Source organism: Pseudomonas sp. MF06569 (assembly GCF_059862735.1).
On the sequence record NZ_JCBCUZ010000005.1, the window covers coordinates 191936 to 206241 of the forward strand.

At 55.6% G+C, this 14306-nt stretch carries 14 protein-coding genes; 8 read left to right on the forward strand and 6 right to left on the reverse strand.

Going from position 1 to position 14306, the window contains the following annotated elements; translation table 11 throughout:
• Positions 1 to 96: 96 nt before the first annotated feature.
• On the reverse strand, positions 97 to 1221 hold the full coding sequence (locus AC19YQ_RS07705) for a glycerophosphodiester phosphodiesterase (RefSeq protein ID WP_133077297.1): 1125 nt from the start codon (positions 1219 to 1221) through the stop codon (positions 97 to 99).
• 232 nt (positions 1222 to 1453) lie between these two features.
• On the opposite strand from AC19YQ_RS07705, the gene AC19YQ_RS07710 reads away from it, so the two are divergent.
• Positions 1454 to 1777: a DUF2025 family protein gene (locus tag AC19YQ_RS07710; protein ID WP_133077298.1), complete on the forward strand. Its 324-nt coding sequence runs from the start codon at positions 1454 to 1456 to the stop codon at positions 1775 to 1777.
• Between the two features lie 40 nt (positions 1778 to 1817).
• Here AC19YQ_RS07710 and AC19YQ_RS07715 read toward each other — a convergent pair whose 3' ends face one another.
• Positions 1818 to 2885, reverse strand: coding sequence for a diguanylate cyclase (locus AC19YQ_RS07715; RefSeq protein ID WP_326397497.1), 1068 nt, complete (start codon positions 2883 to 2885; stop codon positions 1818 to 1820).
• 274 nt (positions 2886 to 3159) lie between these two features.
• Here AC19YQ_RS07715 and AC19YQ_RS07720 point away from each other — a divergent pair, with 274 nt between their 5' ends.
• Positions 3160 to 4185 carry an MBL fold metallo-hydrolase gene (locus AC19YQ_RS07720; protein ID WP_133077300.1) on the forward strand — a complete coding sequence of 342 codons (1026 nt, stop codon included), beginning with the start codon at positions 3160 to 3162 and terminating at the stop codon, positions 4183 to 4185.
• A 12-nt stretch (positions 4186 to 4197) separates the two neighbouring features.
• Here AC19YQ_RS07720 and AC19YQ_RS07725 read toward each other — a convergent pair whose 3' ends face one another.
• From AC19YQ_RS07725 to AC19YQ_RS07740, 4 genes are all read right to left on the reverse strand, one after another.
• Positions 4198 to 4515: a helix-turn-helix domain-containing protein gene (locus AC19YQ_RS07725; protein ID WP_133077301.1), complete on the reverse strand. Its 318-nt coding sequence runs from the start codon at positions 4513 to 4515 to the stop codon at positions 4198 to 4200.
• Positions 4516 to 4792: 277 nt separating this feature from the next.
• Complete coding sequence (locus AC19YQ_RS07730) at positions 4793 to 6043, reverse strand: ribonucleotide-diphosphate reductase subunit beta (RefSeq protein ID WP_095035466.1); 1251 nt, start codon at positions 6041 to 6043, stop codon at positions 4793 to 4795.
• 504 nt (positions 6044 to 6547) lie between these two features.
• Complete coding sequence (locus AC19YQ_RS07735; RefSeq protein WP_219262896.1) at positions 6548 to 6805, reverse strand: heme utilization protein; 258 nt, start codon at positions 6803 to 6805, stop codon at positions 6548 to 6550.
• Between the two features lie 143 nt (positions 6806 to 6948).
• Complete coding sequence (locus AC19YQ_RS07740; protein ID WP_133077303.1) at positions 6949 to 7212, reverse strand: DUF2790 domain-containing protein; 264 nt, start codon at positions 7210 to 7212, stop codon at positions 6949 to 6951.
• A gap of 415 nt (positions 7213 to 7627) precedes the next feature.
• Between AC19YQ_RS07740 and acs the strand changes: the two genes are divergently transcribed.
• The 6 genes from acs (at position 7628) to AC19YQ_RS07770 (ending at position 14293) form a co-directional block, all read left to right on the forward strand.
• Positions 7628 to 9583, forward strand: a complete 1956-nt coding sequence (gene acs, locus AC19YQ_RS07745; protein WP_326397499.1) for an acetate--CoA ligase — start codon at positions 7628 to 7630, stop codon at positions 9581 to 9583.
• A gap of 556 nt (positions 9584 to 10139) precedes the next feature.
• Positions 10140 to 10913, forward strand: coding sequence for an ABC transporter substrate-binding protein (locus tag AC19YQ_RS07750; protein WP_133077306.1), 774 nt, complete (start codon positions 10140 to 10142; stop codon positions 10911 to 10913).
• Between the two features lie 91 nt (positions 10914 to 11004).
• On the forward strand, positions 11005 to 11694 hold the full coding sequence (locus tag AC19YQ_RS07755; protein ID WP_133077307.1) for an ABC transporter permease: 690 nt from the start codon (positions 11005 to 11007) through the stop codon (positions 11692 to 11694).
• Positions 11691 to 12389 (forward strand): ABC transporter permease, encoded by a 699-nt coding sequence (locus tag AC19YQ_RS07760; protein WP_016782124.1) that lies wholly within the window; start codon positions 11691 to 11693, stop codon positions 12387 to 12389. Before AC19YQ_RS07755 ends, AC19YQ_RS07760 begins: the two co-directional genes overlap by 4 nt.
• A gap of 3 nt (positions 12390 to 12392) precedes the next feature.
• Positions 12393 to 13505: a succinylglutamate desuccinylase/aspartoacylase family protein gene (locus AC19YQ_RS07765; protein WP_326397501.1), complete on the forward strand. Its 1113-nt coding sequence runs from the start codon at positions 12393 to 12395 to the stop codon at positions 13503 to 13505.
• 23 nt (positions 13506 to 13528) lie between these two features.
• A complete protein-coding gene (locus AC19YQ_RS07770; RefSeq protein ID WP_019823425.1) occupies positions 13529 to 14293 on the forward strand; it encodes an ABC transporter ATP-binding protein in 765 nt (254 codons plus the stop codon).
• Positions 14294 to 14306 lie beyond the last annotated feature (13 nt).

Genomic DNA, 14306 nt, shown 5'->3' on the forward strand with positions numbered 1-14306 from the left:
GTTTAATCCCTTGGGGTTGAGGTGTTTAAGTGGGATCAGATTATCCGGCGCAACTTAACTCATCCTTAATTTCCACCCCGTTACAGGTTAGCGGTTTCAGTAGCCATTCTTTTCCAGCACTTGGTTGACGCTGTGTGGAGCCGATCGCTGGTAGTACGTGAGCAGTTCGCTTGCGCGGTTAGTGAAAATACCGTCGACGCCTGCGTCCATTGCCTTCTTGAAGTCCACGGGTTCGTCGAGGGTGTACACGTGTACCAGCAAGCCCTTGTCGTGGGTCGCCTTGTTCATCCACGGCTTGATCAGGTCGAAGTAGCTCTGGTCACCGCCGCGGGTCAACGCTGCCGAAGGGCCTGTACCGATGGCTCCGTTGGCCTTGGCAAAGTCGAGCCACTGGATGAACTCGGCCTTGTCCTTAGGCTGCAGCTTGGCGTAATACGCAGCTTTATCCTTCTCGCCCGAGTCGGCGAAGCGCTGAGTGGTGTTCGGTGTCATACCGCCTTCACCGACCCATAACAGCAGGATTTTTGGTGTGTTGGGCATTTCTTTTTGCAGCAGTTCGAGGCTGTTTTTGTCAAAGGTTTGCAACATTATCCGGCCTTTTCCCTGGCCGACCAGAGGCTCTGCCGTTGTTGTTGCCGGTTCGAGCCAGCCACGTTCGCTCAGTTTGTTTTTCAGGTCGTGCTCAAGCCCCGGGAACTGTTTGGGCTCTTTGGTTTCGATGTACAGGCCAGGCTTGTGTTGCGGGTTGCCTTGGGCAATATCGATTATTTCGTCCAGCGTCAGAATGGGCAGCCCAACATAGGATGGGCGCGCACGATCGGGATAAGCCTGATTGAACCAGCTACCGGCATCCAGGGTTTTAAGCTCGGCCAGCGTGAAGGCGCTGGCGGGACTGTCCTTGCGTTCCGGGAATTTTTTGGCCACGTCGGTGGTGCGTAACAGGCTGTTGTCATGTAACGCAAACAGAACCCCGTCCTTGCTGCGTTGAAGGTCCATTTCCAGATAGTCGGCGCCCAGGTCCCGGGCGAGGGTATAGGCTGCTGCTGTTGATTCCGGGGCGTCGAAGGAGGCACCCCGATGTGCAATCACTGCAGGACGCGGTATGCCATGAGCGTTGGCCAGTGCCGCCTCGGTCGTGCTGGATGCGCTGGCGGCCTGTGCGCCGCCCATGCCCAGAAGCAGGCTCAGTAGCAGGGCGGTTTTGCCAAAAGGGTCAGGCATGGGTTGAGTTCCTTTCAATCAGAAAAATAGAGGTCGCCTTTTTAACAACACGGCAGCCATGGGTACTATCAAGAATCCGACACAAACGAGTGTCTTGTTTGGTTTTAAGCGTTTTTTCTTACAAATGTGCAGTATTCTTGGCCACATCAGTGCCCCCGGCAGAGGGGCAGGCGTTAAATCTTGCGTGTAAACCATCGTTCCAGAGCCTCTGGGCTCGTCAGTGAGGTTTACCATGCGTATCACTTCGCAACTAATCTGCCAGGCCGCCGACCAGCTAAACGGCTTTGTCGGTTTAAATCGCAAGACAGGCCAGCACATTGTCCGTTTCAGTGAGGATTCCTTCGGGATGGATGTCGCTGACGACAACATTACGCCCGCCAGCGAGTTTGTCTGGCACGCCGATGGCGCAGACACCATGACCCTCAAGCGCGAGCTGATTCAGTTATTACTGGATCAAAATATTGATGATCGTTTGAACATCACCGAGCCATTGCGTGTGTACATGCAGCGTCTGGACGTGCCTGAGATTTCGGCTGTACGCCGTTGCGTCAATTGAGTGGAGCAGCCCAGGACACTATTTTTTCCTGGGCTGCTATTCAATACGGCTGTGAAAGAGTGTCTGCAGCGCTGATACTGATTTTGTTACGGCCCGTATTTTTTGCGATATACAGTGCTTTATCGGCTTCATTCAACCAAGTGGAAGCGTTTTGAAACTCGGGGCGGCAAGAGGCCAGTCCAATGCTCAGGCTTACGCTTATCCGCAGTTCAGGCTCGTCCGCGTGTTGAAAGTTGCAAAATACCTGACGCAGTCGCTCCATGATTTCCTGGGCCTGATGCAGAGAGCGGTTGGGCAGGATGATGCAGAATTCATCACCGCCATACCGACCAGCCAGGTCTTGAGCGCGCAAGTTGTCCTTGAGCTCCTTGCTGAGCTGGCGCAATACACAATCACCGACGATATGCCCGTAGGTATCATTGATCTGCTTGAAATGGTCGATATCAATCAGGGCCAGGGTGGCGGGCGAACGACTCTCCCGGCTTTGCAGGAAGCTCAGGTGCAGCAGGTCTTTCCATGAGCCGTGATTGAGCAGCCCGGTCAGGCTGTCGGTGCGGCTCAGGGTGCTCAGTGCGCGTTTATGCTCGGCCAAGGTTATCGCCAGGCGATAGCTGACCATGCCTACAGAAAACGGATAAAGAATCAGCACCGGTATGCAGGCATAGACTTGCAGGCTGTTGGTTTCAGGCGTGAAGGCAGCTCCCAGAAACAGAAGCGAAATCAGGACCCCTGCCAGCTGCGCCAACACACCGTACAGGAGAAATCTTGGCCCTCCTGCCGCGACGTTATGCATCATCATCATGGACACAATAATGACTGTCGGCAGCGCGTTGAACTGGATGGTTGCTGCCCAGAACCCCCCGCACAGCGAGTCAATCAAGATGTTTCGCCGCTCAGTCCGATACGGATAGGTCGCACGTGAAGACAATTGGAATGCCAGGTGTGGCCATACGAGTGCATTGAACAGCAGCAGTCCCCATAGCCAGATGGGCTTGTCGAGAGGGTACAGGGCGGCTACCAGACTGAGCCCGCCAAACCCTGAACCTATGGCACGTGGCGTATAAATACGCTTGGCAAACGACAAGCCTTTGCCTCTTTTATTGTCCATGGTTATCTGCGTGAGATGTTTGGACCATGAGTCCGGATACCGCTGGGTATCCGGGCCGCCGATTGCTTGCTGACACCCGTTGTCGAGAATACATCGCACATATTCCGCACATTTTTGGAACGGTTATGGATGCAGACTAGCTCTATTAAGTCGAAGGCGAGTCAGCGTTGGTGACAATGTCTGTGGCCACTGTTAGTTCTTATAGAATGACGATCAACCGCTAACAGGCCGGAAAGCAAGATAATACTCATTTTTTCACCGGAGGCTTCATGCCATGGCACTCGACTCACGCAGTGCTGAGCGGCTTAAACCCGCTGAGCGTTATCAAGGTGCATTTCGAAATGATGGCGCCCGGCCGTCCTCCAGTCTTGGCAAGACCTTGGGTATTTTTTGGAGAATGCTTTTTCAAAAGCCTGCGAGTACACGTCCTGCAGGTGTGATTCCGGTCAAGCCGTTAACCTGTGAACAGTTGGCTGCGGCACCTGACTTCAGTGTCTATCGATTGGGGCACTCGACCTTGCTGCTCAAGCTCAATGGCAAGTACTGGCTGACCGATCCCGTCTACGCGCAGCGTGCCTCACCGCTGCAGTGGATTGGCCCCAAGCGTTTCCATGCTCCCCCCATCAGCCTTCAAGAGCTTCCACCGTTGGAGGCCGTGATTCTTTCCCATAATCACTACGATCACCTGGACCAAAAAACCGTGTTGCAACTGGCGGCTAAAACGCAGCATTTTTTGGCGCCGCTGGGTGTCGGCGACCTGTTGATCAAATGGGGAGTACAGGCCAGCAAAGTTCAGCAACTGGATTGGTGGCAAGACACCCATGTTGCAGGCATTCGTTTTATCGCCACTCCATCCCAGCACTTTTCAGGCCGCGGCCTGTTTGATCACAACCAGACGCTTTGGGCATCCTGGGTGATGATCATTGATGGGGTGCGGATTTTCTTCAGTGGAGATTCGGGGTACTTCGACGGCTTCAAGCTGATTGGTGAACAGTTGGGACCATTCGACCTGACTCTAATGGAAACGGGGGCCTACAACGTCGATTGGCCACATGTACACATGCAGCCCGAGCACAGCCTGCAAGCCCACATCGACCTCAATGGACGTTGGCTAATGCCGATTCACAACGGCACCTTTGATCTGGCTTTCCATGCCTGGTCCGAGCCGTTTGACCGTATTGTGGCGTTGGCGGAGCAACGCAATGTACTCATTACAACGCCACAAATGGGGGAAGTGTTCAACCTGATGCAGCCCCACAAAGGGCGTGCCTGGTGGCTTGAAGTACACACCCCGGAGTAGTAGGGCCGGGGTTTACTCGATCATGGCAAAGTCTTCGCGGCCCATCGGGTCGGGTGTAGTGCCGCGAACATTGCCCCCGCGACCGGGCGCAAACCCGGGAAAGAACACCAGCCCTTGCGCCTCCAGGCTGTAGGCGAGGGCCAGCCGGGTAACGTCGCGCACAGGGCCTTGGGCTTCGAAGCGTTCAATTGCCGGGACTGAAACCCCGGACTGCTGGCTCAGATACTCGAGATTCCAGCCAAGCATTTCGCGGGCTTGCGCGCAGTGCAGCGGGGTAAATTGATTAATGACAATGCGTTCAAACGTACTGCGCGTGGCTGAATGAGGCATGGGTGTTCTCCAGGGCTGAGTCAGTGCTTGAAAATATACTGTGTTTTTATACAGTTATTTTTGGCGTGGATCAAACTCGTTATCTGATAAGTCCCGACCGGAAAAGTCGCCTCATTTATCTCCTCTCAAGATACCGACCACTCGGTTGGACTGCCCCCCAGTCGATTCACGGGTGTCGTATCTGTTGGCCACACGCAGTTAATTTTTTCACAAAAAAAAGGGCCAACAATCGTTGGCCCTTCTTGTTTGCTACGTATGGCTTAACTCAAGCCTCGTATCAATCCCAGCTCAATGCACCACCGGTTTGGTATTCAATTACCCGCGTTTCGAAGAAATTTTTCTCTTTCTTCAAGTCCATGATTTCGCTCATCCATGGGAACGGGTTGGTCGTGCCCGGGTATTCTTCTTTCAGGCCGATTTGCGACAGGCGGCGGTTGGCGATGAATTTGAGGTAGTCCTCCATCATCGCGGCGTTCATGCCCAGTACGCCGCGCGGCATGGTGTCGCGAGCGTATTCGATTTCCAGTTGGGTGCCTTGCAGGATCATCTGCGAAGCTTCTTCCTTCATTTCAGCGTCCCACAGATGCGGGTTTTCGATTTTGATCTGGTTGATCACATCGATGCCGAAGTTCAGGTGCATGGATTCGTCGCGCAGGATGTATTGGAACTGCTCGGCGACACCGGTCATTTTGTTGCGACGGCCCATCGACAGGATCTGGGTAAAGCCGCAATAGAAGAAGATGCCTTCCAGAACGCAGTAGTAGGCGATCAGGTTGCGCAGCAGCTCTTTATCGGTCTCAACGGTGCCGGTTTCGAACTTCGGATCGGAGATCGAACGGGTGTATTTGAGGCCCCAGGTGGCTTTTTTAGCGACCGACGGGATCTCGTGGTACATGTTGAAGATCTCGCCTTCATCCATGGCCAGCGATTCGATGCAGTACTGGTAGGCGTGGGTGTGGATCGCCTCTTCGAATGCCTGGCGCAGGATGTACTGGCGGCATTCAGGGTTGGTGATCAGGCGGTACACGGCCAGCACCAGGTTGTTGGCAACCAGGGAGTCGGCGGTGGAGAAGAAGCCCAGGTTGCGCATCACGATGCGGCGCTCGTCGTCGGTCAGGCCTTCCGGGTTTTTCCAGAGGGCGATGTCGGCGGTCATGTTGACTTCTTGCGGCATCCAGTGGTTTGCGCAACCGTCCAGGTACTTCTGCCAGGCCCAGTCGTACTTGAACGGCACGAGCTGGTTGAGGTCGGCGCGGCAGTTGATCATCATCTTTTCGTCAACCGCAACACGGGCGGAAGCGCCTTCGAGTTCGGCCAGACCTTCAGCGATGTCGAGGTTGTCCAGGGCAGCCTTGGCGCGAATGATCGCGGCCGAGTCGCTGGCGGTCACTGCACGGGCTTCCTGGGCTGCTACGCCGCCGGCGGCGTCGAGGCGGTCCATGTTGGCTTCGGTTGCGTGGCCTGCGTTGGCGCCTTTAACAGCGACTTCGCCTTCGTCTTCTTTGTCGAATTCGTCCCAGCTCAGCATGACGTATCGTCTCCTGCGTGAGGGCCTGTTGGCTGTGTGAAAACACTGATGGTTTGGTTTTTACACGGCCATAGGCCACTTGGATCTAAGAAATGTTGCTTGCAGTAGCGTTGTGCTCACGCAAAAACATGAATGTGTACGTTGGCTTGTACCGCTGTCGCTCAGGGGAGGAGGTTTTACCTGCACTCACCCTGGGCCTTGAGGCCGTAGCAGCGTGGATTTACAGCCCGCCAAGGGGATATATCAAGCCTTTTTGATGGCCGCAGTATACGGCTTTTGCACAAGGTATTTCAGCCAGTTTTTTTTCAGGGGATGCGACGAAACGCCCTAAATTTATCCTGGGCTTAAGGAAGGCTGGGGCTGGGCGAGGGTTTACAGGAGCAGAAGTTTTTTTGTCATGGGGCCAAGAGGTCGAATGACCTGTGGCTAGAGGGGGAATGAGTCGGGCTTTGGTGCGAGGCAGGATCAAGCCCGGCCGAAACCGGGCGTTAAGTCGATGCGGTGTCAGCTGAGGCGATGGCCGTTGGTACGGTCATAACCATCTTCGGCAAAACCTGCCGAGCGGGTGTTGTCATAGCCATCTTCGGCAAAGCTGGCCGAGCGTGTGCTGTCGTAACCGTCTTCTGCAAAGCTGGCCGAGCGTGTGCTGTTGTAGCCGTCTTCTGTAAAGCTGGCTGCGTGAGTGCGGTCATAACCGTCAGCGGCAAACGCTGCGCTGGCCAGAACTGACAAACTAAAAGCCACTATCAAGGAGCGTTTCATTTAATAATTCCCGTGCGATACAGGCGCAGGCGCACAACTGTTCAAGGGCGATATAAGTTGCGTTGAAAGTTGCAATTAAGTGCCGCGAGGGATCGCTTATATAAGTAAGTTGATTAACGCTTTAATAAACCGGGTGCGATGAATCAGCCGTTGGAACAACCGTTACCCATCACGCGGTATTCGAGGGTGTGCTGCATGCCCTGGGAGTCTTCGTAGACCATTTGCGCCGGTACGACTTCGCAGACGCTGGGGATTTCGCTCATGGAAATCACTTTGGCAATGTCCAGTTCGGAAGAGTAGGAATACTGTTCAACGGCAGGTTGCTGGTGCGTAGCCTGTGTGCTTGTTTCATCCGCCATGGCGGTTAAACACACACTGCTCAGAGCCAGAACTAACAACGCTTTCATTTCGAAATTACCTGTTTTAGGTCGAGTGGGGTCACACAGCCCTTGTGAGGCTGTGTGTGAAACTGAGTGATGAAGAGCGACTAAACTTGCCTTCGTGGGGGCTGTAACTTGGGTTAATCGCGGTGCCTTGGTTGGCGAGATGAATTTTAGGCCTGCGCCGCACGGGCATATAGAGGGGGTTTTGATAAAGACTGTTGACAGTTTCTGCAACAATCGTCGAAAACAGGGTTGGTTTTGGACGTTTGCAAGGTGGGCACCCAGCCGTAACGGGCTGTAAGTACTGTGCTTGAGCCTTGCGCAGGAAAACCATAGTTTTTTTGCGTGTTTCTTACTACCAACGTCGAATGGATCTCACGGCTTGGCCCGGCTAAAACAGGGTCATAAAACAACAACTACAAGCATTGAGGTATGAAACATGAGTGCCGCTTCCCTGTATCCCGTACGCCCTGAAGTCGCTGCCAACACGCTGACTGACGAGGTGACCTACAAGGCGATGTACCAGCAGTCCGTCGTCAACCCGGATGGCTTCTGGCGCGAACAAGCAAAGCGTCTCGACTGGATCAAGCCTTTTACTACCGTCAAGCAGACGTCCTTCGACGACCATCATGTCGACATCAAATGGTTTGCAGATGGCACGCTCAACGTTTCCTACAACTGCCTGGATCGCCACCTTGCCGAGCGCGGCGATCAGGTCGCTATCATCTGGGAAGGGGATGACCCTTCCGAACAGCGCAACATCACCTACCGCGAACTGCACGAAGAAGTGTGCAAGCTTGCCAACGCCCTGCGCGGTCAGGATGTGCACCGTGGTGATGTCGTTACTATCTATATGCCGATGGTGCCTGAAGCCGTAGTCGCCATGCTGGCCTGTACCCGGATCGGCGCGATTCACTCCGTGGTGTTTGGTGGTTTCTCGCCTGAGGCACTGGCCGGACGGATCATCGATTGCAAATCCAAGGTGGTCATTACCGCTGACGAAGGTCTGCGTGGTGGCAAGCGCACAGCGCTCAAGGCCAATGTCGATGTGGCATTGACCAACCCGGACACTTCCAGTGTGCAGAAGATCATTGTGTTCAAGCGTACCGGTGGCGACATCGCCTGGTACAAGCACCGTGACATCTGGTACCACGACTTGATGGCCGTTGCTTCGAAGCACTGCGCTCCGAAAGAAATGGGGGCCGAAGAAGCCCTGTTCATCCTGTATACCTCTGGCTCAACCGGCAAGCCCAAGGGCGTTCAGCACACCACGGGCGGCTATCTGCTCTATGCGGCACTGACCCACGAGCGCGTGTTCGATTACCGTCCTGGCGAGATTTACTGGTGCACGGCCGATGTGGGCTGGGTGACCGGTCACACCTATATCGTTTACGGGCCATTGGCCAATGGCGCGACCACCCTGTTGTTTGAAGGTGTGCCGAACTATCCGGACATCACCCGCGTGTCGAAAATTGTCGACAAGCACAAGGTCAACATTCTCTACACCGCGCCAACCGCCATTCGCGCCATGATGGCTGAAGGTCAGGCTGCGGTTAAGGATGCCGATGGCTCCAGCTTGCGTTTGCTGGGTTCGGTGGGCGAACCGATTAACCCTGAGGCCTGGAACTGGTACTACACAACCGTGGGCAAGGAGCGTTGCCCGATCGTGGATACCTGGTGGCAGACCGAGACCGGTGCTTGCATGATGAGCCCGCTGCCGGGGGCGCACGCACTCAAGCCTGGCTCTGCGGCGCGTCCGTTCTTCGGCGTGGTGCCGGGGCTGGTGGATAACCTGGGTAACCTTATAGAAGGGGCTGCCGAAGGCAACCTGGTGATTCTGGATTCGTGGCCGGGGCAGGCGCGGACCCTGTATGGCGATCACGACCGTTTCGTCGACACCTACTTCAAGACCTTCCGTGGCATGTACTTCACCGGTGACGGCGCGCGTCGCGATGAGGATGGCTACTACTGGATCACGGGTCGCGTGGATGACGTGCTCAACGTGTCCGGCCACCGGATGGGTACCGCCGAAATCGAAAGCGCGATGGTGGCGCACCCTAAAGTTGCCGAGGCCGCAGTTGTCGGCGTGCCGCATGACATCAAGGGGCAGGGGATCTATGTCTACGTCACGCTCAATGGTGGCGAGGAGCCGAGTGAAGCGCTGCGCCTTGAGTTGAAAAACTGGGTGCGCAAGGAAATCGGCCCGATCGCCTCGCCGGATGTCATCCAGTGGGCACCGGGGCTGCCGAAAACCCGCTCGGGCAAAATCATGCGCCGCATTTTGCGCAAGATTGCCACCGGTGAATACGATGGTCTGGGTGATATCTCTACCCTGGCTGACCCGGGTGTGGTGCAGCACTTGATTGAAACCCACAAAGGCATGAAAGTCGCATAACACGTGCTGAGTGTCATCGAGCCCCGTCCGGCGTTGCCTGGCGGGGCTTTTTTATGGTGGCCTGGAATCTGCAGTGGGAGCGGGCATTTAGGGCCAGTAAGACGGTTGCTCCTGTAGGTGTAGGCCCTCAGTGTTACCGAATGTGTAACCGGCTGCTCCAAGGTGGGGCTTTGCGATACCCAAAGCACTGATTTAGAGCCCTTTTCAGCCCGTCATAAAATAAGATGAAACGCTACACTTGCCGGAATAGAAGGGTTTGCGAATAATAGGCCCGCTATTTGCAACTCATATAGGTTCTACATCTTTTGCTCTTGCATTATTTTGGAGAGCTGTCAATGCCTAGGGTCGCCTTTTTCGGTGCATCTGTAATTAGTTGTCGCATTGAAGAAATTACGGCTTGAAGCCTGTCGTTAGAATGCCGATCACTCGCTCGTCGTTGTTGTGCTGATCCCAGTGCAACGCCAGTAGGACGTGGCGCCGCATTCCCGGTTTAACCTCCGCATATTGGGCCTAGGCTCACTCTGCATTTATTGCCCTTTACCGATGGAGTCCTAAGATGAAGAAACTCGTGCTTCTTGGCGCCCTGGCACTGTCCGTGCTGTCCCTGCAGGCTTTTGCTGCTGATAAACCTCTGAAGATTGGTATTGAAGCGGCGTACCCTCCGTTCGCCTCCAAGGCCCCGGATGGCAGTATCGTGGGTTTTGACTACGACATCGGTAATGCTCTGTGCGAGCAGATGCAGGTCAAGTGTGTGTGGGTCGAACAAGAATTCGACGGTCTGATCCCTGCGCTGAAAGTGCGCAAGATCGATGCCATCCTGTCCTCGATGTCGATTACCGAAGACCGCAAGAAGTCGGTTGATTTCACCAACAAGTACTACCTCACTCCGGCACGTCTGGTGATGAAGGAAGGCACTGTGGTCGGCGATAACCTTGAAGAGCTCAAGGGCAAGAAAATCGGCGTACAGCGCGGTTCGATCCACGACCGTTTCGCCAAGGAAGTTCTGGCGCCTAAAGGTGCAACCGTTGTTCCTTACGGTTCGCAGAACGAAATCTATCTGGACGTAGAAGCGGGCCGCCTTGATGGCACCGTTGCAGACGCCACCCTGCTCGAAGACGGTTTCCTGAAAACCCCGGCGGGTAAAGGCTATGCATTTGCAGGTCCGGCATTCACCGACGTCAAATATTTTGGTGACGGCGTAGGTATCGCAGTGCGCAAGGGCGATGCCCTCAAAGACAAGATCAACACTGCAATTACCGCTATCCGTGAAAACGGCAAGTACAAGCAAATCCAGGACAAATACTTCAACTTCGATATTTACGGTCAGTAATACATCGCAGCGGTAAGTCCGAAATGGCGCAAGCAACAGATTCTCTGAAGTTTGCGCCATTTTTTCATCCCCATTTCTGAGGACCTGAATCATGTTGAAAGGCTACGGGGCTGTCATCCTCGATGGCGCTTGGCTGACGCTTCAGCTCGCCTTGTCGTCCATGGCCCTGGCCATTGTTCTAGGTCTGATCGGTGTTTCGTTACGCTTGTCGCCGGTACGCTGGCTGGCCTGGATGGGCGATCTGTATTCGACGGTAATCCGCGGGATTCCCGATCTGGTGCTGATTTTGCTGATTTTTTACGGTGGCCAGGATTTGCTCAATCGCGTGGCGCCGATGCTGGGCTACGACGACTATATCGACTTGAATCCGCTGGCGGCCGGTATCGGCACCCTGGGCTTCATTTTCGGTGCCTACCTGTCCGAAACCTTTCGTGGTGCGTTCATGGCCATCCCCAAGGGGCAGGCTGAGGCCGGCATGGCGTATGGCATGAGTTCGTTTCAGGTGTTTTTCCGGGTATTGGTGCCGCAGATGATTCGCCTGGCGATTCCGGGCTTTACCAATAACTGGCTGGTATTGACCAAAGCCACGGCCCTGATTTCGGTGGTCGGCTTGCAAGACATGATGTTCAAGGCCAAGCAGGCGGCTGATGCCACCCGCGAGCCGTTCACCTTCTTCCTGGCCGTAGCAGCGATGTATCTGGTGTTGACCAGTGTTTCGCTGCTGGCGTTGCGACAACTTGAGAAGCGCTACTCGGTAGGCGTAAGGGCGGCTGAGCTATGATCTTTGACTACAACGTCATCTGGGCCAGCATGCCGCTGTACTTGAGCGGGCTGCTGGAAACCGTGAAATTGCTGGGCATTTCACTCTTTTTCGGTCTGCTCGCAGCAGTGCCACTGGGGCTGATGCGGGTTTCCAAGCAGGCGTGGGTCAACTTCCCGGCCTGGCTGTTTACCTACGTGATTCGCGGCACGCCGATGCTGGTACAGCTGTTTTTGATCTACTACGGCCTGGCCCAATTCGAAGTCATTCGTGACAGCTTCATGTGGCCACTGCTGTCCAGCGCAACCTTCTGCGCATGCCTGGCGTTTGCTATCAACACCAGCGCCTATACTGCAGAAATCATTGCCGGTAGCCTCAGGGCCACGCCTAATGGCGAGATTGAGGCGGCCAAGGCCATGGGGATGTCGCGGTCCAAAATGTACCGCCGTATTTTGCTGCCGTCGGCCATGCGCCGGGCGCTGCCGCAATACAGCAACGAAGTGATCATGATGTTGCAGACCACCAGTCTGGCCTCCATCGTGACCCTCATCGACATTACGGGCGCTGCACGTACCGTCAATGCGCAGTACTACTTGCCGTTTGAGGCCTACATCACGGCAGGTGCTTTCTACCTGTGCCTGACCTTCATTCTGGTGCGCCTGTTCAAACTGGCCGAGCGCCGCTGGCTGGGCTACATGGCCCCGCGCAAGGCCTGACCCATGGAACGTATTGATCACGTGTTGCCGTGGAGTACCCTGGGTTCTGAGCGCCACTTGACGGTGTTTCGTTTCGGTGCAGGTGAGCGCAAGGCCTATATCCAGGCCAGCTTGCATGCCGACGAACTGCCGGGCATGCGGTGTGCCTGGGAGCTGAAGAAACGTCTGGCCGAGCTTGAAGCACAAGGCGCCTTGAACGGTGTGATCGAGCTGGTGCCCGTGGCCAATCCCCTGGGGCTTGGCCAATTGCTGCAGGGCAGCCATCAGGGGCGCTTTGAGTTTGGCAGCGGCAAGAATTTCAACCGTGATTTCGTTGAGTTGAGCGAGCCGGTAGCGCAGAGACTGGCCGGGTGCCTGGGGGATGACCCCCACGCCAACACCCGACTGATCCGTCAGGCGATGATGGATGTATTGTCTGAACTGCCCCCTGCGACCAGTCAGTTGCAAGGTATGCAGCGTGTGCTGCTCAGCCATGCCTGCAGTGCTGACATTGTGCTCGACTTGCATTGCGAGACCGACGCCGCACTGCACATGTACGCCTTGCCTCAGCATTGGCCGCAGTGGCGTTCTCTGGCTGCGCAGCTGGATGTGCGTGTAGGGCTGTTGGCCGAAGATTCGGGCGGCAGTTCCTTCGATGAAGCCTGTTCGGTGCCCTGGTTGCGGTTGCAGCGCCAGTTCAGCGACGCGCAGATCCCTTTGGCTTGCATGTCGACCACGCTGGAGCTGGGAGGGCAGGCCGACACCGGACGCCCAGAGGCCGAAGCTTATGCCGAGGGCATTCTGGCGTTTCTGGCCGAGCAGGGGCTGATCACGGGCCAATGGCCTTCTGCGCAGTATGAAACGTGCGAAGGGATGCCGTTTGAAGGCACTGAGCTGTTATTTGCACCGCACCCCGGTGTGGTGAGTTTTTTACGACCGGTGGGCGCCTGGGTAGAGACTGGCGAGCCGCTGTTCGAAGTGATTGATCCTTTATCTGACCGGGTCAGTACGGTATGCGCAGGCACCTCCGGCGTGTTATTTGCCGTTGAGCGACTGCGTTATGCCCAACCCGGTTTCTGGCTGGCTAAAGTGGCGGGGCGCGAGCCTTTGCGCCACGGGCGCTTGCTCAACGACTGACTGTTTTTGTGAGAACCGACAGCATGTACAAACTTGAAGTCCAAGACCTGCATAAACGCTATGGCAGTCATGAAGTGCTCAAAGGCGTTTCACTGGCCGCCAAGGCAGGCGATGTGATCAGCATCATCGGCTCCAGTGGCTCCGGCAAAAGTACCTTTTTGCGTTGCATCAACCTGCTCGAGCAGCCCCATGCCGGCAAGATCCTGCTCAATGGCGAAGAGCTCAAGCTGATTGCCAACAAGGACGGCGCTCTCAAGGCCGCTGATCCCAAGCAGCTGCAGCGCATGCGCTCGCGTTTGTCGATGGTGTTTCAGCATTTCAACCTGTGGTCGCACATGACCGCACTGGAAAACATCATGGAAGCGCCGGTGCATGTGCTGGGGATGACCAAATCCGAAGCCCGTGAAAAAGCCGAGCACTACCTCAACAAGGTAGGTGTGTCCCATCGCAAGGATGCCTACCCGGGGCATATGTCCGGCGGTGAGCAGCAGCGTGTGGCGATTGCCCGCGCACTGGCGATGGAGCCTGAGGTCATGCTGTTTGATGAGCCGACCTCGGCCCTCGACCCGGAGCTTGTGGGTGATGTGCTGAAGGTGATGCAGGACCTGGCTCTGGAAGGCCGGACCATGGTGGTAGTGACCCACGAAATGGGCTTTGCCCGTGAAGTGTCGAACCAGTTGGTATTCCTGCACAAAGGTATTGTTGAGGAAAGCGGCAACCCCCGTGAAGTGCTGGTTAATCCACAGTGTGAGCGGTTGCAGCAGTTTCTGTCGGGCAGCTTGAAGTAACTGCAATTTTAAG

Excerpts from the sequence above, each read along its gene's own strand:
- acs (WP_326397499.1), top strand. The coding sequence starts at position 7,628 with ATGAGTGCCGCTTCCCTGTATCCCGTACGCCCTGAAGTCGCTGCCAAC.
- AC19YQ_RS07765 (WP_326397501.1), top strand. The coding sequence starts at position 12,393 with ATGGAACGTATTGATCACGTGTTGCCGTGGAGTACCCTGGGTTCTGAG.
- AC19YQ_RS07715 (WP_326397497.1), bottom strand. The coding sequence starts at position 2,885 with ATGGACAATAAAAGAGGCAAAGGCTTGTCGTTTGCCAAGCGTATTTAT.
- AC19YQ_RS07705 (WP_133077297.1), bottom strand. The coding sequence starts at position 1,221 with ATGCCTGACCCTTTTGGCAAAACCGCCCTGCTACTGAGCCTGCTTCTG.
- AC19YQ_RS07740 (WP_133077303.1), bottom strand. The coding sequence starts at position 7,212 with ATGAAAGCGTTGTTAGTTCTGGCTCTGAGCAGTGTGTGTTTAACCGCC.
- AC19YQ_RS07710 (WP_133077298.1), top strand. The coding sequence starts at position 1,454 with ATGCGTATCACTTCGCAACTAATCTGCCAGGCCGCCGACCAGCTAAAC.
- AC19YQ_RS07750 (WP_133077306.1), top strand. The coding sequence starts at position 10,140 with ATGAAGAAACTCGTGCTTCTTGGCGCCCTGGCACTGTCCGTGCTGTCC.
- AC19YQ_RS07755 (WP_133077307.1), top strand. The coding sequence starts at position 11,005 with ATGTTGAAAGGCTACGGGGCTGTCATCCTCGATGGCGCTTGGCTGACG.
- AC19YQ_RS07720 (WP_133077300.1), top strand. The coding sequence starts at position 3,160 with ATGGCACTCGACTCACGCAGTGCTGAGCGGCTTAAACCCGCTGAGCGT.
- AC19YQ_RS07730 (WP_095035466.1), bottom strand. The coding sequence starts at position 6,043 with ATGCTGAGCTGGGACGAATTCGACAAAGAAGACGAAGGCGAAGTCGCT.
- AC19YQ_RS07735 (WP_219262896.1), bottom strand. The coding sequence starts at position 6,805 with ATGAAACGCTCCTTGATAGTGGCTTTTAGTTTGTCAGTTCTGGCCAGC.
- AC19YQ_RS07760 (WP_016782124.1), top strand. The coding sequence starts at position 11,691 with ATGATCTTTGACTACAACGTCATCTGGGCCAGCATGCCGCTGTACTTG.
- AC19YQ_RS07725 (WP_133077301.1), bottom strand. The coding sequence starts at position 4,515 with ATGCCTCATTCAGCCACGCGCAGTACGTTTGAACGCATTGTCATTAAT.
- AC19YQ_RS07770 (WP_019823425.1), top strand. The coding sequence starts at position 13,529 with ATGTACAAACTTGAAGTCCAAGACCTGCATAAACGCTATGGCAGTCAT.